13 protein-coding genes are annotated in these 21384 nt (G+C 39.0%); 7 read left to right on the top strand and 6 right to left on the bottom strand.

Annotated elements, in window-relative coordinates; genetic code table 11:
* Nucleotides 1–268 precede the first annotated feature (268 nt).
* The 6 genes from DC083_RS07255 (at nt 269) to DC083_RS07280 (ending at nt 6798) form a co-directional block, all read left to right on the top strand.
* Nucleotides 269–1762, top strand: coding sequence for a leucyl aminopeptidase (locus tag DC083_RS07255; protein ID WP_109189545.1), 1494 nt, complete (start codon nt 269–271; stop codon nt 1760–1762).
* A 121-nt stretch (nt 1763–1883) separates the two neighbouring features.
* The gene (gene gap / locus DC083_RS07260; protein ID WP_109189546.1) at nt 1884–2879 is read left to right on the top strand and encodes a type I glyceraldehyde-3-phosphate dehydrogenase; all 996 of its coding nucleotides are present in this window, start codon (nt 1884–1886) and stop codon (nt 2877–2879) included.
* Between the two features lie 289 nt (nt 2880–3168).
* A complete protein-coding gene (locus DC083_RS07265; protein WP_109189547.1) occupies nt 3169–3603 on the top strand; it encodes a universal stress protein in 435 nt (144 codons plus the stop codon).
* Between the two features lie 132 nt (nt 3604–3735).
* Nucleotides 3736–4191, top strand: coding sequence for a YaiI/YqxD family protein (locus DC083_RS07270; protein ID WP_109189548.1), 456 nt, complete (start codon nt 3736–3738; stop codon nt 4189–4191).
* Between the two features lie 225 nt (nt 4192–4416).
* Nucleotides 4417–4791 carry a glutathione S-transferase N-terminal domain-containing protein gene (locus tag DC083_RS07275; RefSeq protein WP_109189549.1) on the top strand — a complete coding sequence of 125 codons (375 nt, stop codon included), beginning with the start codon at nt 4417–4419 and terminating at the stop codon, nt 4789–4791.
* A gap of 483 nt (nt 4792–5274) precedes the next feature.
* Nucleotides 5275–6798 carry a SulP family inorganic anion transporter gene (locus DC083_RS07280; RefSeq protein WP_109189550.1) on the top strand — a complete coding sequence of 508 codons (1524 nt, stop codon included), beginning with the start codon at nt 5275–5277 and terminating at the stop codon, nt 6796–6798.
* Nucleotides 6799–7054: 256 nt separating this feature from the next.
* Here DC083_RS07280 and DC083_RS07285 read toward each other — a convergent pair whose 3' ends face one another.
* The 5 genes from DC083_RS07285 to DC083_RS07305 form a co-directional block, all read right to left on the bottom strand.
* Complete coding sequence (locus DC083_RS07285) at nt 7055–11914, bottom strand: autotransporter outer membrane beta-barrel domain-containing protein (protein ID WP_109189551.1); 4860 nt, start codon at nt 11912–11914, stop codon at nt 7055–7057.
* A 684-nt stretch (nt 11915–12598) separates the two neighbouring features.
* Nucleotides 12599–14509, bottom strand: a complete 1911-nt coding sequence (gene htpG / locus DC083_RS07290) for a molecular chaperone HtpG (protein WP_109189552.1) — start codon at nt 14507–14509, stop codon at nt 12599–12601.
* Between the two features lie 522 nt (nt 14510–15031).
* Nucleotides 15032–16300, bottom strand: a complete 1269-nt coding sequence (locus tag DC083_RS07295; protein WP_229822320.1) for a phosphatidylserine decarboxylase family protein — start codon at nt 16298–16300, stop codon at nt 15032–15034.
* 155 nt (nt 16301–16455) lie between these two features.
* A complete protein-coding gene (locus DC083_RS07300) occupies nt 16456–17946 on the bottom strand; it encodes a basic amino acid/polyamine antiporter (RefSeq protein ID WP_109189553.1) in 1491 nt (496 codons plus the stop codon).
* A gap of 766 nt (nt 17947–18712) precedes the next feature.
* Nucleotides 18713–19747 (bottom strand): lipoate--protein ligase, encoded by a 1035-nt coding sequence (locus tag DC083_RS07305; protein ID WP_275667348.1) that lies wholly within the window; start codon nt 19745–19747, stop codon nt 18713–18715.
* Between the two features lie 134 nt (nt 19748–19881).
* Between DC083_RS07305 and DC083_RS07310 the strand changes: the two genes are divergently transcribed.
* Nucleotides 19882–20478 (top strand): hypothetical protein, encoded by a 597-nt coding sequence (locus DC083_RS07310; protein WP_109189555.1) that lies wholly within the window; start codon nt 19882–19884, stop codon nt 20476–20478.
* Nucleotides 20479–20807: 329 nt separating this feature from the next.
* Here DC083_RS07310 and DC083_RS07315 read toward each other — a convergent pair whose 3' ends face one another.
* The gene (locus DC083_RS07315; protein WP_109189556.1) at nt 20808–21254 is read right to left on the bottom strand and encodes a GNAT family N-acetyltransferase; all 447 of its coding nucleotides are present in this window, start codon (nt 21252–21254) and stop codon (nt 20808–20810) included.
* Nucleotides 21255–21384 lie beyond the last annotated feature (130 nt).

Below are 21384 nucleotides of genomic sequence, written 5' to 3' on the forward strand. Positions count from 1 at the left end.
AATAACAATAGTAGCTAATAGAGTGATTAAGGTAATGATAACTGATATAAATCAGGATCTAGATCTAATCTCTACTTTAAATAGCGCCCATTCCTTGAATTTCAATGAAATGGACTTAAGTTGTTATAGAGGATTATGACTTATATTACTCATTTTAATGATCACTATGGCAATGGGGTCACTTTATGAATAAGCTTTGCAGAATGAATTAATTTAAATCAATTAAGTAATAATACACTAAACAAATCACGCAATTAAAGGAAACAAAATGAAACTCAATCAAATCCATTTTGATCTTGCAAAAGAGCAATTACACCAACATCAAAGTGATTGTCTTGTCATCGGTGCTTTCGAGGGAAAATTAACCGTTAGCAGTGAAAAAGTTGATCAGGCACTGAAGGGATTGCTCTCCGATTTAGTAAAAAGTGGTGATATTACTGGCAAAGTGGGTGATGTATTACCATTAGTGATCGCTGAAGGGATTGGTAGCAAACGCCTGCTGATCGTGGGTTTAGGAAAAGAGGAAGAATTCTCGGTTGATCATCTTCGAAAAGCGGTTATGAGTGCCACTAGAGTTGCCAAATCATCACCTGCAAAATCACTCTCGTTTGCGCTCCTTGAGCAGTGCAAAAATAAAGGGAAATCAATTCCAATATTGATTCAAGCAGTCGCTGATGTACTTTATCAATTTAATGCCCCTCGCAAAGAAGCGGTTAAAGCACAGCAATTAACACAAATTCATATTGTCGATGAAAAAGGCAATAGTGAAGTGACTAAAGCCGTTGCTTATGGGCAAGCATTAATCAATGGGATGGCTTTAACCAAAGATTTAGCGAATATGCCAGCAAATATGATGACGCCAACTGATTTAGGGGATGCAGCACTTGCGCTTGCGAAGAAATTCCCTAATGTCAAAGCAACCGTTCTGAATAAAGCAGAAATTAAAAAGCTAGGAATGGGCGCATTTTTAGCGGTTGCACAAGGTTCAGCAGAAAAACCTCGTTTCATCGTCTTAGAATATCGTCATGACAAAGCTAAAGATGAAGCCCCGATTGCATTAGTCGGCAAAGGTGTAACCTTTGATACAGGGGGGATTTCTCTCAAACCGGGTGCGGCTATGGATGAGATGAAATATGATATGGGCGGCGCGGCCTCTGTACTTGGAACATTCAGAGCATTGGCTGAATTGAATCTTGAGACACACGTCATTGGCCTTATTCCTGCCACTGAAAATATGCCTTCTGGCGAAGCAGTAAAACCTGGTGATGTCATTACATCTATGTCCGGTCAAACCATTGAAGTACTCAATACGGATGCGGAAGGTCGTCTCATTCTCTGTGATGCGCTGACTTATGCAACACACTTTAAGCCAAAAGCAATTGTAGATATTGCGACATTAACAGGCGCTATTATTATTGCGCTAGGTCATGAAGTTTCAGGATTATTTAGTAATAACGAAGATTTGACCGCTAAGCTCAAGGCATCCAGTGAGAAAACCCGCGATCACGTTTGGCAATTCCCTATTTGGAAGGAAATTTACCAACCCATGCTCGATTCTAATTTTGCCGATATGGGTAATATTAGCGCCGGTCGTGGCGCAGGTTCTATTACTGCTGCCTGCTTCCTTGAACGTTTCGTAGAAGAGTATCCATGGGCTCATTTAGATGTTGCAGGTACCGCTTGGACATCTGGTAAAGAGAAAGGATCAACGGCTCGCCCTGTTCCTCTTCTACTTGATTTTATTAATAGTTTTCATTCATAATGTTACTACGTAATGTGATTTTGTAGTTCAACTTTGTAACTTATGACATTTTTACATTTCACCTCTTACAAGCAACTATAGCCTCTGTAAGAACCCACTCTGAGAAAGGAGATATATTAATATGGCAATTCGTGTAGGTATTAATGGTTTTGGTCGTATCGGTCGTTTCGTATTTCGTGCAGCTTGTGAACGCAATGATATTGAAATTGTAGGGATCAATGACCTAATCGATGTAGATTATATGGCTTATATGCTTAAGTATGATTCAACACATGGCCGTTTTAAAGGGGATGTTAAAGTAGAAGATGGTCACTTAGTGGTCAACGGTAAAAAAGTTCGAGTCACTTCTGAACGTGATCCTGAAAACCTTAAATGGGATGAGATCAATGTGGATGTTGTAGTTGAAGGTACAGGCCTCTTCTTAACGGATGAAACTGCACGTAAACACATCAAAGCAGGCGCTAAAAAAGTTGTCATGACCGGTCCTTCAAAAGACAAAACACCTATGTTTGTAATCGGCGTTAATGAGCAATCCTATAAAGGTGAAGACATCGTTTCAAATGCATCATGTACAACTAACTGCTTAGCACCTATTGCGAAAGTGTTAAATGATAACTGGGGCATTGAATCAGGTTTAATGACCACTGTTCACGCAACTACTGCAACTCAAAAAACAGTAGATGGTCCATCTGCGAAAGATTGGCGTGGTGGACGCGGCGCGTCACAAAACATCATTCCATCATCAACAGGTGCAGCAAAAGCAGTAGGCGTTGTAATTCCTGAGTTAAATGGCAAATTAACAGGTATGTCATTCCGTGTACCAACACCAAACGTATCTGTTGTTGACTTAACAGTAAATCTTTCAAAACCTGCAACTTATGATGCAATCTGTGCAAAAATGAAAGAGATGGCAGAAGGCGAGCTCAAAGGTGTATTAGGTTACACTGAAGATGCAGTTGTTTCTACAGACTTCCTTGGTGAAGTATGTACTTCAGTCTTTGATGCGAAAGCCGGTATCGCATTAACCGATACATTCGTTAAAGTTGTTGCTTGGTATGATAACGAAATCGGTTACTCTAACAAAGTACTTGATTTAGTTGCACATATCTCTAAGTAAATTGAGAAATTAAAATACAACTTAGCATATCATAAGTTATTGATTCTATAACCAAAAGAGCCAATAATAAAAATAAACCCCAATAATTTCTACTTATTGGGGTTTATGTTAAGTAGGATTAGCATTTTTCCTCCTAGTTTAATTCCGTTGATTGTGTTATCAATATATAGAGTAATATCAATAAATGTAAAAGTTAAATCTGAAAGATAATAGCGTAGAGTGAAAAGTGGAAATATTCCATTGCACAGATGAATATATAATCCCGATACTATTTTCAAAGGAGAAATAGATGAGTGTTCAATATAAAACAATTTTAGTACCTGTTGATGGTTCCGATGCTTCTCTAAAAGCACTCGATCGAGCTATTGAGTTAACTAAATTTTATAGTAGCAAGTTGATTATCGCTCACGTCATCGACGTTCGTTCTTATTCCCTAGCTATCGCTTATAGAGAGCCACTTGAGCAATATGCGGAAGATAACGCGAATAAAATCCTAACCGATGCTGAAAATAGAGCTAAAGAAGCAGGCCTCACTGATATTGCAACCGTTAAAAAAGAGGGATCACCTCGCTCAGTCATTGCTAAGAAGATCGCACCTGAAGTCAATGCTGATCTAATTGTTATGGGTGCAACGGGTTATGGTATGGTAGAAAGAATGTTTGTCGGTTCAGTATCAGAAAGCACAGTCCGTCATTCTCATTGTGATATTATGATTGTTCGTTAATTCAAAGCTTATAAGCTACACGTGAATTAAATCATTCAGTTATTAGTGATTGTTCAATAACCCAACAATCATTGTCAATATTAATAAAGCCTGTTATTTTGCAGGCTTTTATCCTTTTAAGATATCTTATTTATGTCCAAAATTTTAGTCGATGCCGATGCGATTCCCAATGTTCTGAAAGAGATTCTCTGTCGAGTTGCGATTCGCGAAAAGATCAAAGTGACCTTTATTGCCAATCAGCGTATTCAACTACCCCGCTCACCTTTCATCCAATCGATTCAAGTTCTCTCAGGATTTGATGTTGCGGATCAACGTATTGTGGATTTAACAGATAAAGATGATCTAATTATTACTGCCGATATTCCCCTTGCAAAAGAGGTGCTCGATAAAGCTGGTAAAGCCCTTAATCCTCGAGGATATTTCTACGACCAAGGCACCATTGACGCCAAATTAACAATGCGGGATTTTAATGATGCCCTTCGTGGCAGTGGCATTCAGACTAAAGGGCCATCACCATTGACACAACGAGATCGACAGCTCTTTACTAATAACCTCGATCTTTGGTTACGGGATTATCATCGTACTTAAATTATGAAGGATTGATATTTTGAGGGATTGATCTTACTGGGAAATAGTTAGAACATATCGTTTTATTGCCATTTAGGGTACAATGGTAGACATTACTTCAATATATTTTATGAACAATTTTATTTAAAATTCGTTTAATATCCATTAAATATTCATTTCATTAAATTGACAATCAGTTGATTTTATCAATTGAAGGTTATTTATTTTGCAATTAAAGGTTACTGTATGAAACTTATCCGTAATATTCTCGGCAAGGCTATTATCTTTTTTGATGAAAAATTTGCCCCAACACCGACTAAACGTACGCCGGAAGCGCAAGCCGTTATTGATGAGAAAACTAAAAACTTAGCGCTCTATCAATATCATATGTGTCCTTTCTGCGTTAAAGTTCGCCGTACTATTAAGCGATTAAATCTCAATATTGAGCTAAGAGATGCAAAAGAAGAACCCTATGGCAGTGAATTAGAGAAAGAGGGAGGAAAGAAACAAGTCCCTTGCCTTAAAATCACCCATAGCGACGGTTCTGTCAATTGGATGTATGAATCTGATCTTATCAATCAATATCTTGAAAAATTAGTTCACGAAGCACAGACAGCATAGTAGGTTAGTTTACTACTACATTCACAATTGCCTACTGTCGTAAATTACAGCAATCTCAAGCGCATATATATGCGCTATGATGTAATCCTACCCCATTGTTTTAATAGAATGGGGTTTATTGCAATAGAATTTATTGCATAGGATTTATTCAATAGGACTTTATGAGTGATGACACGAAACTGTCAATCTCACCAGGATTAACTAAAATTAACAATTTAGAATTGCTATACGATCTTTTTAGCAATCTATTGATAGATCTCGCAATATAGAATAAGATATTGTAATCAAAAATTTATTAAGTCTTTCAATATCAGTATTTGGATATTAGGATTTAAAAATACTACTATACAATAAACTATTCAAGAATAACTAAACAATGACTCCACCCTGATTAATATTAGCCATTTTGTGAAATTTTCTCTGCTGATACTTTAAATATGATAAAAGTATCTCTTTTTTGGTTATTTTAAAAAGTGTGAAGTTATGTCTAAACAGTTTATCTCCACTATTCGTCAAGAATGGTTCTCTAACGTTCCCAAAGATCTTATTTCAGGGCTGATTGTTGCCCTTGCGCTCATTCCTGAAGCTATTGCCTTCTCTATTATTGCCGGCGTTGATCCTAAAATCGGGCTCTATGCTTCTTTCTCAATGGCAGTTGTGATTGCTTTTGCTGGCGGGAGACCTGCAATGATCTCTGCTGCTACCGGGGCTATGGCACTCTTAATGGTTTCTCTCGTCAAAAATCACGGGCTTGAATACCTCCTTGCTGCCACTATTCTCACCGGGATTTTGCAAGTGATTGCAGGCTATATCAAACTCGGTGCGTTAATGCGCTTTGTGCCTAACTCTGTTGTGATAGGATTTGTCAATGCGTTAGCGATTTTGATCTTTATGGCGCAATTACCTGAGCTCACAAATGTCCCTTGGAGTGTCTATCCCCTAGTGCTTGTCGGACTTGCGATTATCTATCTTTTCCCTTATATTCCGGTGATCGGCAAGATGCTCCCTTCGCCACTCATCTGTATTGCCATTTTAACCCTATTTGTCTTTATCACCGGAATTGATATTCGGACTGTAGGCGATATGGGAGAACTCCCTGATACACTTCCTACCTTTTTAATCCCTAATATTCCTTTTAACCTTGAAACGCTCTCGATTATTTTCCCCTATTCCATTGCGCTTATGATCGTAGGTCTTTTGGAATCGATGATGACCGCAGCCATTGTGGATGATTTCACAGAAACTACAAGTGATAAAAACCGGGAATGTAAAGGCCAAGGGTTAGCGAATATTGTGACCGGTTTTTTAGGCGGAATGGCGGGCTGTGCGATGATTGGTCAATCAGTTATTAACGTCAAATCAGGAGGACGTACTCGACTTTCTACATTTTGTGCAGGGATTTTCCTACTCATTTTAGTGGTCTTTATGTCGGATCTGATTCGGATTATTCCTATGGCTGCGCTTGTAGCAGTGATGATTATGGTCTCCATAGGAACCTTTGATTGGGGATCAATTCGTCATTTCCATAAGATGCCTATTTATACCAATATCGTAATGCTCGTTACTGTTGCCGTTGTGGTTTACACCCATAACCTCGCTTTTGGTGTTATTACCGGTGTGTTGCTTTCAATGGCTTTCTTTGCCTATAAAGTAGAACAATATCTTGAGATTGAAGCCCATTCTACGCTTGAGAATAATCATCGAACTTACTATGTTAATGGTCAGCTCTTCTTTAGCTCGGCGCATAAACTCAATAATGCGTTCGATTTTAAAGAACGAGTCAAACGCATTACCTTAGATCTTAGCAAAGCTACCATTTGGGATCTTACAGCCGTCAGCACCATTGATAAAATTATTCTAAAATATATTCGTGAGGGAATCGATGTAGATGTAAGCGGACTCAATCCACAAACAGCGAAAATGATGCAACAATACAGTATTCACAAAACCACTATTTTTGCATCCTCGATAGAAGATAAAGCATCCTCTTCTCTTCCTATCGAATAATTATAGTAATGTCGGTTCAAAATAAGCTTATTTAAATGCCGGCGAATCGGCTGTAATAAGTAAGGAAGCCATTCTATCCGGCATATTGCAAGAGTTGTTTAAAATCAGTTTTCTTAAACCAAATTTACTATATTCAATTATTGCTCAATAATGAACTAATCGATTGATCCATTAATCAATAAACAAAAGGCGCTGTGAATAATCACAACGCCTTTTTGCTCACTAATAGCTTAATAATTTTCAACTTTAATCAAAATTAGAAATCGTAACGGAAATCCATTTTTACACGACCATTTTTATAGCTATCTTTTCCTTTTGTCATCGAAACCGATCCAGAGGTTGTCCAATGGCGATTTTGCTTCATCTGTACGCCTAATTCCACTTGATAGAGATTGTGGCTTCCAGCAGCTTCAACGCGAGTTTGATTTAACTCTCCTTGTAGCTTAATACGATAAGGCTTGCTGTTGTGAATATAGTTCACTTCTGCAAATGGTTGGAAACGGATGCCTTGATAGGTTAAACGAGCACCTAAACGAGTTTGTAGATTGCCACTTTCACTCGATACTTTAGTGCCATCCATCATCGTGTGATTACGATCTTTGACATTAAACCAAGTCACCTGTGCTTGAGGTTGTAACGTCACTTTCTCACTCAGATTAAGCTCATAACCCGCTTCAATAGAGGCAATCCAACCCCGTGCGCGATAACTATCTGTCGATTGGCCTTGCCCCGTCACACGATTATGAGTCGTTACATATTGTGCCCACAAATCGATATAACGTTGATTATGCCCATCAAATTGATAATGACCATAAGCACCTAAGGCAAAACCTGTAGAGCGATGATCTGCTTTTTTACCCGTATAATGATTTTTACTACTACCGTTACTATAACCATAGGCAGCCATTACACCGGCAATGAATTGATCTTGTTGCCAAATATCTTTACCGATATGAAGCGTAAAGCTTTTGAAATCAGATTTCAGGCTGCGATCTTCCGCTGTTTTATAAGAACCAAACGTGGCTCTAGCGCTCACCCAGATATCATCATATCCATCCACATATTGACGATCGTGATATTTAAACGAGAACATCTCATTACTCAAGATCAGATTTGTCAAATAGCTCGCAGATTCGGGGGCTAAGATAATCGATTTAGAATTCGCAGATTCAAGATCCTTATTATCAGAGATCTGTTGTTCCTCTTCTTCTTGAGCTTCGTCTTCCGCTTGAACTCCGTCTTCCGCTTGAACTTCGTCTTCCGCTTGAGCTTCGTCTTCTACCGGAGTTTCGTCCTCAACAACCACTTCATCATTGGCTGGCGTTTCGTCTTCAACAATCACTTCATCATTGACTGGCGTTTCGTCTTCAACGATCACTTCATCATTGACTGGCGTTTCGTCTTCAATGATCACTTCATCATTGACTGGCGTTTCGTCTTCAACGATCACTTCATCATTTGCCGGAGTTTCGTCCTCAACAACCACTTCATCATTGGCTGGCGTTTCGTCTTCAACGATCACTTCATCATTGACTGGTGTTTCATCTTCAACGATCACTTCATCATTTGCCGGAGTTTCATCTTCAACGATCACTTCATCATTTGCCGGAGTTTCATCTTCAACGATCACTTCATCATTGGCAGGCGTTTCGTCCTCAACAACCACTTCATCATTGACTGGTGTTTCGTCTTCAATCACAGGAATATCTGTTGACTGATCCCCGGGGATCTTATCCTCCACCGATGTTCTGTCTCCACTCAGATCATCCGGATTGGTTACAATAGGATTGTCCGCATCAGATTTTATAATTGGCTCATTAGGCTCAATATCCTGATGATCCCCAGGGATCTCAACAATGGGTTGCTCTGTTTGATCATTTTGATCTAAATCTTCTGTAGGTTGCTCTACCGGCGTTTCTACAGGAATTTCTGTCGGTGCTTCGTTTGGAACTTCAACAGGTGATTCTACCGGCGTTTCCGTAGGTACTTCAGTTGGCACTTCTGTCGGTACTTCATTTGGAATTTCAACAGGTAACTCTACCGGTGTTTCCGTAGGTACTTCAGTTGGCACATCTGTCGGTACTTCGTTTGGAACTTCAACAGGTAATTCTACCGGCGTTTCCGTAGGTACTTCAGTTGGCACTTCTGTCGGTACTTCGTTTGGAACTTCAACAGGTGATTCTACCGGTGTTTCCGTAGGTACTTCAGTTGGCACATCTGTCGGTGCTTCGTTTGGAACTTCAACAGGTGATTCTACCGGTGTTTCCGTAGGTACTTCAGTTGGCACTTCGCTTGGAACTTCAATAGGTGATTCTACCGGCGGTTCAACCGGAACTACTTCGACAGGTTTCTTCTCTGGTAACTCCGCAGGTACTTCTTTCACATTACTGAGATACCAGCTATTTTGCCCCTCCACTAAATCAGGGTCATTTAATTCAGCACGACCTACAAGTAGGTATTCTGTTCCACCATCTGTGACACGTTGCCCAGGTGCCAATGATAAAGTGAGGTCAGATTCCCCTTCAATATGCGCAAGTAAAATACCCTTTTTCGTCAATTGACCAAGATCTTTAATCTTGCCATTAATAGCGACATAACTCTCACCACTTGCCTGACCTTTAACCCAGAGCAGATCTTTATGACCGGCTACTAATGGATTATTAGGATCTTCCTCTCGCACTGCGATATTACCAAAATGCAGTGTACTCCCTTTTTCACCGGTATAATCGCCATTAACCACTAACATCCCATTGCGGTTTTGACTGAGATCGGTTGCACTACCAATAAAGATATCACCGGCGTTATGCAGATCTTGCAGATGATTATTGCCAGAGGCTAGCAAGCTTGTACCTTGCCCAACATTCAGATTAGCTACACCTAAATCCCTATCATTGAGCGCTAAAGTTGTACCTGCATTTTGTAGGAAAATCGTACCGGCAATGTGAGATTGATCTTGAGTAATAGTCGTATTACCGCCTCTAAAGATCAATTTCTGACCGGCATCAATACTCATTTCACCGGCAATATTACTGCCCTTTTGGATAATGACATCCCCATCATAAACCGTAAACTTCCCACCTTTAGAGAGATCTAAATGCCCTAAAAGCGCCATCTCTCCCTCAACAAGTCCTGCAGAATTTTTACGATTAATCACAAATTCTGCCATCGGCGCAACAAAAAGCCCACCCTCTACTTCAACAGTGCCCACTGCATCATAAAGCGCTTCTTCTTTAAGCGTGAGATCGCCGAAAACAGTCAAGCTTCCTGCTTTAACAATATCGTAGAATAGCGGTGTACTTTCTTCTGATAAGTCTTCATTTGATGATTCATTAGAATTGCGACCTTTCATCACGTTAAGATACTCATCATACGTTAAGCCGTGATGTGCATAATCGTTGGCAAAATGTAACCGAGCTACTTTCTCATCACCATTAGGGAGTAGCAGTGTTTCCCCATCCGCATAAGTTGCATCTAACCAGGCACTTTTTTCGCCTAATGTCATATTACGATCTACTAGAATTTGATTACTTCCAGAGAATACAAGGCTTTCATCACCGATAGTCCACTCAGATAAGCCCATTTTAGTCGCTAATAAGACAGCATCGCTTTTCGCCCCTAATACAAATCCTTCATTACCTTTGACATTAATATTACCGGATAATGCGTTGACTTTTAAACCATCATTAGCAAGCAGGTTTTCACTCACCAGTAATTGACTACCGGTTACATTGAGGCGATTATCACTACCTTTAAAGATAATATTGTGCTTTGAGCTCACCATTGCCGACATTTTGCTAAAGTATGATTGTAAACCATCGACAGGTTGATTCGGTTGACGTTGATGATCAGGGAACCCGCTATTATGGCGGAATTCATTACCATCATTAATATCAAGCGTTCCTCGCTCAATAACGGCTTCTTGATGCAGTTCTAATTCAGAACCGGTTTTCACTGTAAAATAACCATAGCCATTATTCTCGCGACTATTGAGCTTCTCTAGTGTGCCTTTTACTTCTAATTTAGAATGATTCGTTAATGAAAGCCCTGAGTTATGCCCTGAGAATTGTACATTTTTCTCGGCAACGCCTTGGCTGTTATTGTTAAGATAGATATTACCGCGATCAAATGTTGCCTCTTGTTTAAGATCAAGCTTCGCATCATAAGCACTAATGGAAACATTGAACGCATTATTTCCGGCAAAGGTTGTTTCACCATTGACCACTAAACTTGATTTAGGCGTTAAATGAACGACTCCACCTTGTGGTGTATTGGGAATATGGTAAAAACGAACTCCCTCTTCTGCACCTGTTTGCTCAATTTCAGCGAAGAAATAGCGATCAGGATCTTGGCTATCACGGGATAATCTTGCACTATCGCCGGCGATAAAGCGTAATTGATTGACCACTTCTTGGCTATAAATACCCACAACAGAGAAATCACTAATCGTAAGATCATTATTATGACCTAAGAGAGAGTGATCTTTCTCGGCATCTTGCCCAACATAGAGATATGCGTTGTTTTTAACATAAGTCGTACCGACATAATCATTGGCATCTTCTCCTTTGAGGAAGATCTTCCGACCATAACGGTCATCTTGTCCGGTATTAAATAATATTCCATCACCATAGTCATTGATTTTTAAACCTAAACTATCGAGGCTATATCGGATGTTTTCAGGCACATCATACAATCCAACCTGAATCGCGGAACGTACTCGAGTACTATTCAATTTGGCATTCGGCGCTTCAAAGGTCACATCCTGTTGTCCTGTGAGCGATGAATCAAAAATAATGCCATTGATGCTATCGCGTGTAATACCATCCCGAGACATTACTTCGTGATCGGGATAATAAATTTGATCATTTTGATGACGAATCACAAAGTTAGGATTTTGCGCCATTGCAATATTAATACTACTGCCACTCAAACCTAAAAAGGTAGCTAATGCTAATAATTTATATTTGGCTCCATTGGTATTAGGCCATACTGTCAATTTATCCACTGCATTCACAGTTTGTTGGCAACTTTTTACCTTACCACTTCTGCGCGCAAGCTCCGATGTTACTACCCAATGACCGAGGATTCCATTCCACACAACCTTATAAATCTTATTCATTTTTTAACCATTTTTATCTAACAAAAAATAACAACGGCGAGTATATATTGACCTAGATCAATTTACAACTCTTGACAATAAAAGATGATTACTAATCATTTATAAAGTTTTTTATTAAATTTTAGATCATAAGCAATAGATTACGACCCAAATATTGTAAATATTTTGGTAAATTTATGTAAATTTGATAATAAAACTCATTTAACAAAATATGTGAATTTTACTGATTATATCGAGGTTACAAGCAAATTGAGTGAGGCTTTTACCCTAAATCAATAAGATAGAATGACTTTTTAGGGGGGCAATAATTGTTTAGCTTTTAATTACATAAAAGCACATTATTTCCTTAATTTTTAATATAGAATCCCATAAAATGATCATTTTTTATACTATTTTTGCCTATTTTATAGGCAATTTTGAGTGAAAAAACCTCTTCCACGCTCTACTTTTCTTCAACTTTTTCATAAAGTTATTTTTAAAATGAGTCTCCACAAGCGATTCACTTTACTTTTTTGAGACATAAAAAAACACTCTACGAACAACTGTTCATAGAGTGCTTCACTGCTTTAAGTCACTAATGTTAAGAATCTACAACTTGATCATTGACAAGTTGATGAATGCTTTCAGAATTTTTCTCCTACAAAGATCTTATCTTCTCAGATGAGACGTTTTCAGATATGACCATTAAGCAATCTTTTCTTTCATTAATCGATTGAGACGCGCTACAAATTCTGACGGATTATCTAATTGCGCGCCCTCAAGTAATAGTGCTTCTTCATAGATTAACATTGCGATATCTTCAGCTTCATTGCTATTTTTATCATCTGCTAATGCTTTTAAGAGCGGATGTTTGGGGTTGATCTCAAGCCAGGGTTTCATTGTGGGAACATCGTGTCCCGCTTCCCGTAACATCTTCTCAAAGTGGCCACTTAATGCGTGTTCATTGCGTACAAGTACTGAAGCTGAGTCCGTTAGACGTTTGGAAATTTTAACGCTCTCAACACGATCTCCTAAGACCTCTTTCACCCGATCCACCAATTTTTGATCTGCTTCCGAGAGATCTTCTTTTTGATCTTTCTCTTCTGCAGTTTCGCCATCGAGTTTCACATCCCCTTTGGCGACATTGACCATCTCTGTGCCGTCAAATTCGTGTAAGAATCCAGTCATCCAATCATCAATCACATCGGTCATTAAGAGCACTTCAATACCTTTTGATTTGAAAATCTCAAGATGAGGGCTATTCTTCGCTGTATTCAAAGAATCAGCAGTAATATAGTAGATCTTATCTTGCCCTTCTTGCATTCGCTCTTTATAAGCTTTAAGCGATACAACCTCTTCATCCGTTACCGTAGAAGCAAAACGTAAGAGCGAAGCAATTTTTTCACGATTACTGAAATCTTCTCCTAATCCCTCTTTGATCACTCGACCAAACTGCTTCCAGAATGTTTGATATTTAGTCTCATCTTGCGTTAATGACTCAAGCATTGTTAATGAACGGCGAGTGAGACCTTGGCGAATCGTGTCGATTGTTTTGGAGCTTTGTAAAATTTCCCGCGAGATATTGAGCGGTAAATCTTGCGTGTCCACAACCCCTTGCATAAAGCGTAAATAGCGAGGAATCAATTTGTCAGAGCCTTCCATAATAAAGACACGCTGAACATAGAGATCAATACCATATTTCACTTCTTGATCCCACAATCCTCTCGGCGCGACCGCCGGCACATAGAGTAATGAGGTATAAGAGGTATTACCCTCTACACGATTATGGCTCCACGTGAGTGGGTCAGTATAATCATTCGTTAATTCTTTATAGAAAGCGATATATTCCTCATCGCTCACCTCTGAACGTTCCCGTTGCCAGAGAGATTCTGCTGAGTTGATCTGCTCAATAACCCGCTCAGTTTTGAGTTCGCTCTCCTCTTCACCCTCTTTAGGCATAATCGGCTTTTCAACAGCCATCATAATGGGATAAGCGATATGATCGGAATATTTCTTCACAATATCCTTAATCGACCATTCATTTAAGAGATCGACATCCTCATCTCGCATATGAAGTGTTACCGTTGTCCCCGCTTTTTCCCGATTGGTTGGCGCAATGGTAAACTCCCCTTGCCCTTCAGAACGCCAATAAGTAGCGCTATCTGCAGGCTCTCCTGCCCGGCGAGTAGTTAATTCAATCTCTTTAGCCACGATAAAGGCGGAGTAGAAACCCACCCCAAATTGCCCGATTAATTGAGAAGCATTTTTCTGATCCGCTTCTAATTTCTCTAAGAATGCTTTAGTACCCGATTTTGCGATTGTACCGATATTTTCGATCACATCTTCCCGAGTCATCCCGATCCCATTATCAGTGATCGTTAAGGTTTTCGCTTCAGGATCAAAGGCAATCTCAATTTCAGGATTGCCCTGTCCTTCAATTAATAGAGGATCAGTCAATCCAGCAAAACGGCGCTTATCCAATGCATCTGACGCATTTGAAATCAACTCCCGAAGAAAGATCTCTCTATTGGAATAGAGAGAATGAATCATCAGGTTTAAAAGTTGATTCACTTCTGTCTGAAACTGCATAGTCTCTGCACGTGTTTGATCTGTCATAATCTCCTAACTCCTAATTTTCAATCTATTTCTGCACTATTATGAATAAATACTACATATCGTCTCAATATTGAGTCTGATGAAAATCGCTCACTATGGAACGAACTCCCTCAACTTCTTCTAATTGTCTTAATTAATAGTGCTCATTTTCCAAATTTCAAGTCAGAGAGATTCGCTGAATTAAAAATACACAGATATGTGCGCTCAAAATAACGATATCATTATCAGATAATTCCCGGCAATTGGACAATCAACCCCATTACATCCATAGGTTGCTCTATATATAGTTAATATCGGATCTTATTCAAATGCCGGCGCATCAGCTGATCAATACGGGGAAGCTATTCTATCCGGTATCTTGCAAGTATTGTTTAGTACAGTTTGATATTCTTTTGAAGTGCCACACTAGCTACATAAAAAACGCCCTATTAACGAATAGAGCGTTCTATCTATTAAATTACTTCAATACTTCAATACTTTAATATTCAATACTGCTTCTCTAATTGAATCTTAGAGAGATCCCTATTTACGACCTTTAACAGTGGCTAATTTAGCTCGTACAGGGATATTATGACTATCTAATCCCGGCGTTTGACCGTGTAGATCAAATTCAATATCCACTTCAGGACGGAAAATTAAGCAATGCGTAGAGCCACCAAAGTGGAACATCCCTATCTCTTGCCCTTTTTCAATATGTTGTCCTTCAAAGACGCGAATATCACAGGTTGAAACTTCTGCCATCCCGACAGCCATAAAGCACATTAAACCAATATCAGGATTATCTGCTTCAATGAAGATTAAACCCCGCGTTGCCACTTCAGTAATATATCCTTGAGAATCATTAGGGCCGGCTGGATCTAAACCTTCAGACAGCGCTTCAGAATAGTAGGTTCCTTCGATAATTTTGGTTTTCACAACCGTTCCTGAAACCGGCGCGTGCCAACGATGATAACTTAAAGCACTCAAAAATGCCTGATAGATTGTTCCTCCGACAAATTGCTCGGTCCAAGGATCGTTATCGAGCATAAATTGCAATGCATAAGGCTGTGCTTTAATCCAATATTTATCCCGCAATTGAACATTTTTTGCAATTCGATACGGCGCTGATTCACAGGCATTAACGATTACTGAGTCATCTTCAGGGGAAGCGACCGGACGAACGCCCTCTCGGAATCGCCGAGTAAAGAAGTCATCCCAAGATTTAAAGCCATAATGGGGTGCAGAGGGATCGCAGATAAAATCATCCACAAAGGTTGGCATCGCTTTTTGTGCATTCGCCCCAAACCAACCAGAAACAGGATCATCGCTTAAAACAGCGGTACTCTCTTCTGATTGTAAGAAAGTTGCCCACTCATTAAGAATTGCTTTCAGATGCGCATTCACTTTCTCATCTAAAAAACCTGCCCAACCGCCTTTTGTGGCCATTGACCAATCTAAAATCGCATTGAATGGAAAGCCCACTAAGCCTGTTTCATCAAAATCAGGCGCGTGCGTCATAATCACATTCATCAATTGCAACATATGTTGATAGTCACGCACTTGCGGTAAATCCGCAGGCGATGTTTTATGCGTATGCGCGACTTGGTCAAACATCTGTGTAAAGAACATATACGCTTTAGGGTCTGTTTCAATAAAGTTTTTGAAATTTTCGATCACCGGCAATAATGGCGCATCATTTTTCTCTGCTTTCGCCATTATTTTTTCCATCCAAGAGCGTAAAGTTTCATAATCAGACGGCATCCATTTTCCAACGGTAAAAGTTTTATTCCGTGGTTTCATTACATCTTTCATAGCACTCTCCTTTTATTAGAGTTTTTTGCTTGAATTGATTGTGATTTACAACGAGAACTACAATGTAAAGTCCAATGCAAATTCCAATATCACTTTCAATATAAAATCCAATATGAACAACTTATTTAAACGACTATTTGAACGATATTTGATAATTAAGGTTTATAGACTTCAGGTAGATGACCACTAAAGAGCATCCAAATTGCAAGTACGGCGACAACCACTAAAGCAATAGCTACAATCCATTCCACTTTGGTAAATATCGCTTCTTGTGGTGAATGCTCTCTTCTTGCCCAGATAAAGACGATCAAACCTAAAGCATAGATAAAGGCACCGGCAACGATAAATTGCACGCCCGCAGCATAGATCAACCAGAAGCCATAAAGCGTTGCTAAAATACTGACAATTAAGGCGGATGTTGCACCATATTGCGCAGCTTTTGGATATTGTTTGGTCGCCATTACTTTCCAGAGATAAGCCGCTGAGCCGATATACGCCGGAAGAATCACAACGCCGGTAATTGAGAGCATCACATTCCAAGCATCTGTTGCGAAGTAGACGAAGATCATTGCCGCTTGCATAATCACCGTTGAAACAATAAGCGACACAGAGGCAACACCTTTACTATTGGTTTTGGCAAAGACTTTCGGAAATGTACCATCTTTCGCACAAGCCCAAGGTAATTCTGCCACCAATAAAGTCCAGACTAACCAAGATGAGAGCAATGCAATAATCACACCCACATTAATCACAATAGAACCCCATTCACCTACAAGACTACTTAAAATCGCAGCTGTTGAGGGCGGAGCCATTGTCGCCAATTCCCCTTGGGAGAACACGCCAAAAGGAATGACAGAGACGAATACAAAGAGAATCGTAGTGATTATAAAACCTAAAATAGTCGCTTTACCCACTGTTTTCGCATCTGATTTATCAGACATCACCACAGCCCCTTCAATCCCGATATACATCCATAGTGTGACGAGCATTGTGCTTTTCACTTGATCGAAGATACCGCTTAAAGGTTTATCGTGTAAGCCGGCATTCGCCACATTCCCCCAGAAGTCTGAACTAAAGAGATTTTTATTAAAACTAAAATAACCGACAATCAGGATAAAGAGCAGAATCGGAACAAATTTCGCAAAAGTACCGATATTATTGAGTAACGAAGCTCCTTTTACCCCACGAAGTACAAAGATACTCAAGCCCCAAATAACCACTGAAGCGACTAATACCGCTTGCCAAGTGTTTCCACCTTGGAAATAAGGGGGAAAGAAGTAGTTAAGCGCATCCATTAAGAGGACAGCATAGCCCACATTCCCGAATGCCGCCGACATCCAATAACCCCAAGCGATTAAGAAACCCACTAGTTTTCCAAATCCTGCTCGAGAATACATATAGATCCCTGATGTCATATCAGGTCGAATATTTGATAAAACTTGAAACGTTCTTGCTAAGAAGAAGATCCCTAGCGCTGTGACAATCCACGCGATAATAATCGCTCCTAATGCTGCTGATTGCGCCATATTTTGAGGAACATTAAACACACCGCCCCCAAACATTGCACTAATCACAAGCAGCGTCATCGCTAAAATCCCGAGTTGTTTTTTAGCCCCTGATGATTTACTGACATTAGTATCACTCATAGCAATACTCCTTTTAATGATCAATGATTTGCATAGATGAAGTCTGATAAGACCTATCACGCACCTACATAAATTCAAGCCAGAAATAAAAATTACGAATCAACATCATTACTCAATAAAAACCTCAGAGCTGCGAATAAGATAAAGCCCTTTATAAGTTGAGGCTCTTTATAAGCTAAGGCTCATTGGTATCTTCTGTTAATCGATAATGACGACTTCATAATATTAGCAAGGGAATGTTGATAAAATTTTCACATCTAAAATGACTTAATCAATCATTACTAATCCCCGAATAAAAACGTAATAAAATTGCCTATTCATTAACAATTAACTTCTAATTCTCAGTATAGTTATCCGTTATTTTTTATCAATAGATGTAAATATATTTCATTAAGATCAGTCAATTGATATAAAACATTTATATAAATATTTACATTATCAGTCACGCTAATTTATTATGTATTTAGTTTATAAATTAAGAGTTTTATTTAATTGCAATTACCTTTAATAACTACTTTCTGCTCAAAATCAAAATATTCTCAACAAATTTCATTGCAAATAGACACGAAATATCACATAAATTCTCGAAAAAACATTCGCACAAAAAAATATCTGCTCCATAGCGGAACAGATATTCAAATAATTTTGCGAATAATGAGGTAAAAGTTACGAGAATTTTACCCATATAGGATCTAATTTAGGATCTAATTATTCAGAAGAGAATGATTCAAATCTAACGTTTAGCGATCTAATAAGATCGACTAGATCAAGCAAGAGATTGAGTAAACCAGTCTGAAAATTGCTGTAGTTCTGCATTATATTCGGGAAATTCAGTAATCCAATTGTTTAAGAGCAGACGAAGATCCTCAACGTTATAGCGCTTCCCTATTAAAAGGCTCGTTAATCGCTCAAATGGCTCAACAAACAGGCTATCGGTAAAGATTTTGGCATCTTCCATAATACCACCTCGCACCACATCTAGATGAATTTCAACACCGCCCCAAGGAAAGCGCTCTGAAAGCTCATGGCTAAATTGTAAAGCTTGGCCAAAATTCCACTCCCAACTCTTCTGCTTTTCATAAAGCTCTGCAAATCCGGGGATTTTGGGGGGATTATCTTCTGAAATTAATTCAGGAATAACCATTTCGCTCTCACCAACTTCATCTGCAAAATGCTGAAAAAAGGCTTTCTCTATCGCATCACACAGCATTTCGTGGGTTAAACTTGGCACAAATTCTTTCAGATTTGCCACACGAGAACGCACTGAAGTAATCCCTTTTGCCGCTAATTTTTTGGGATCAGGATTCAGATAATTACTGAGTTTCGTAAAATCCACATCAATTAGTAATGTTCCATGATGAAATCCACGATCTGCAGTTTCCCGATATGCCGATCCTGAAATTTTACGCTGTTCACCATTTTGTAAGACAATTAGATCATTACGCCCTGAGGCTTCTGCATCAATACCTAAGGACTGTAATGCCGAGAGAATAATAGCGGTAGATACAGATTTATCATAATCAGGTTTACCGGCCATATAGGTAAAATTACTATTCCCTAAATCGTGAAATACTGCACCGCCGCCACTACTTCTACGGGCTAAAATGATTTCATCATCCGCCATCTTCTTAGTATTGCACTCTTTCCAAGGATTTTGCCCACGACCAATGACCACCGTATTATCATTACGCCAAAGAAAGAGCACTTTATGCGCAGGATCCATGCTTTTAAAAATAGCCTCTTCCACCGCTAAATTAAAGTGCGGATTATGACTCTCTGAAATCAATAATCTTATTGCCACAACATCACCTCTTTTGATCGATTTGTTTTACTCAAAACTTTATTTAAGGTTCCCATTCTATGCGATTTTCCCATATTATGCGCCTAATCATGGTAATATTATCCTCTAAATCTAATAAGAATATGGAGTGTTTCATGAAAAAAGTTATCATCTTCTTAGCGTTAAGTAGCGTATTATTCATCAATCATGCTTTTGCTAAAACACCTGTTGTCACAACGCCCAATATCAGCGATCAAGAGTATGCAAAAGCACTTGGATTTGAACTTCAACCAGAAGCGACTGATGATGCGAAAACAGCAGATAAAAAAGAAGCTGATCCGAAAGTTAAAACCGAGACCCATAAAGCAGATGATAAGAATGCTGCCACGACGAATGAAAAACCGCGCCCTGTTGTAAAAAAGAAAGATCTTGTTTACCGTTGTGATATTTCCCTCTCTCAACCTTTTGCCGTTGAGACTCAACAGAAAAAAATTGAGCTTGCACTCGGCGTGGGTCAAAAAGAAGATTCTATGGTGATCAAATTACAAAATAAGCCGGTTGTCGTCAAACGGACTCACTATGATCCTGAGCATCTTCATATTTGGAGTAATCCTGATGAAGTAGTTATTATGACACTCGATGTAGATGAGGTGTATAAAGATAATTTTGTTGCCCTACAATCAGGCACGTTAACGGTATTAACACCTGAAGTAAAAGAGGAATATAAAGCCGTATTAACTTGTAAACCATAATCTTACAGTTTATAGTGACTCATAATACACAGCGACTAGAAATATCTAGCAGTTATATATCAAAAACAGAAGCGCAAGCCCTCAAGACTTGCGCTTTTTTTATGTTTCTCATTTGCTCTATCAATTTTATAGTAAATTTGGTCTAAGAAAAATGGTTTTAAACAACACTTGCAAGATGCCGGATAGAATGGCTTCCTTACTTATTACAACCGATGTGCCGGCATTTAAACAAGCTTATTTCGAACCGATATTACTATATATTGATCAGTTTTAACTTTCTGTGTTACTCAGTTTACCATCCGACAAGATAGAAGAGAGCTCGAAGAGCATTATTGTTCCCAACGCATCACCCATTCATTCGCCCCAGTTTCAGAATCCACTTGCTCAGCGATTTTCTGAAACCCATGCTTCTCGTAAAAATGAATACTCCGCCGATTTTCGCTATATACGGTTAGAATTAATGGATTTTGATGCTTCATTGCATACTCTAGTAGCGCTGAACCTATTCCCTCTCCTTGCACTTCCGGCTTTACAAAAAGTGCCGATAAACGCTCTCCATTTAAAGCATAAAAGCCACATACTTTCTGATCTCTCACCGCTAAATAGAGATCCGATGCAGGCAGATAGATATTACACATGTCCGCTACTTTCGATTCCCAAAAGCTAGTAGGAATAAAATCATGTGCCGCAATAGAGGCCTCTAACCAGATATTAATAATATCCTGAAAATCTTCAGGTCGACTTAAAGGACGAATGAGAATGGGGGATTGGGTCATAGGAATAGTCCCTTTCTACAATAAATAATGAGATCCATAGATAAATTCGTAAACTTACCTTTATGTTATAACTCACATCATAACACGCGTTTAATAGAATCTTGAGATGAGGCTCTATTTGTCTATTTTA

It is taken from the genome of Ignatzschineria ureiclastica, assembly GCF_003121845.1.
GTDB lineage: Bacteria > Pseudomonadota > Gammaproteobacteria > Cardiobacteriales > Wohlfahrtiimonadaceae > Ignatzschineria > Ignatzschineria ureiclastica.

What these genes read in the sequence shown, in the direction of transcription:
- DC083_RS07255 (WP_109189545.1), top strand. Translation starts at nt 269, where the DNA reads ATGAAACTCAATCAAATCCATTTTGATCTTGCAAAAGAGCAATTACAC.
- DC083_RS07275 (WP_109189549.1), top strand. Translation starts at nt 4,417, where the DNA reads ATGAAACTTATCCGTAATATTCTCGGCAAGGCTATTATCTTTTTTGAT.
- DC083_RS07280 (WP_109189550.1), top strand. Translation starts at nt 5,275, where the DNA reads ATGTCTAAACAGTTTATCTCCACTATTCGTCAAGAATGGTTCTCTAAC.
- DC083_RS07285 (WP_109189551.1), bottom strand. Translation starts at nt 11,914, where the DNA reads ATGAATAAGATTTATAAGGTTGTGTGGAATGGAATCCTCGGTCATTGG.
- DC083_RS07310 (WP_109189555.1), top strand. Translation starts at nt 19,882, where the DNA reads ATGAAAAAAGTTATCATCTTCTTAGCGTTAAGTAGCGTATTATTCATC.
- htpG (WP_109189552.1), bottom strand. Translation starts at nt 14,509, where the DNA reads ATGACAGATCAAACACGTGCAGAGACTATGCAGTTTCAGACAGAAGTG.
- DC083_RS07270 (WP_109189548.1), top strand. Translation starts at nt 3,736, where the DNA reads ATGTCCAAAATTTTAGTCGATGCCGATGCGATTCCCAATGTTCTGAAA.
- DC083_RS07300 (WP_109189553.1), bottom strand. Translation starts at nt 17,946, where the DNA reads ATGAGTGATACTAATGTCAGTAAATCATCAGGGGCTAAAAAACAACTC.
- gap (WP_109189546.1), top strand. Translation starts at nt 1,884, where the DNA reads ATGGCAATTCGTGTAGGTATTAATGGTTTTGGTCGTATCGGTCGTTTC.
- DC083_RS07265 (WP_109189547.1), top strand. Translation starts at nt 3,169, where the DNA reads ATGAGTGTTCAATATAAAACAATTTTAGTACCTGTTGATGGTTCCGAT.
- DC083_RS07315 (WP_109189556.1), bottom strand. Translation starts at nt 21,254, where the DNA reads ATGACCCAATCCCCCATTCTCATTCGTCCTTTAAGTCGACCTGAAGAT.
- DC083_RS07295 (WP_229822320.1), bottom strand. Translation starts at nt 16,300, where the DNA reads ATGAAAGATGTAATGAAACCACGGAATAAAACTTTTACCGTTGGAAAA.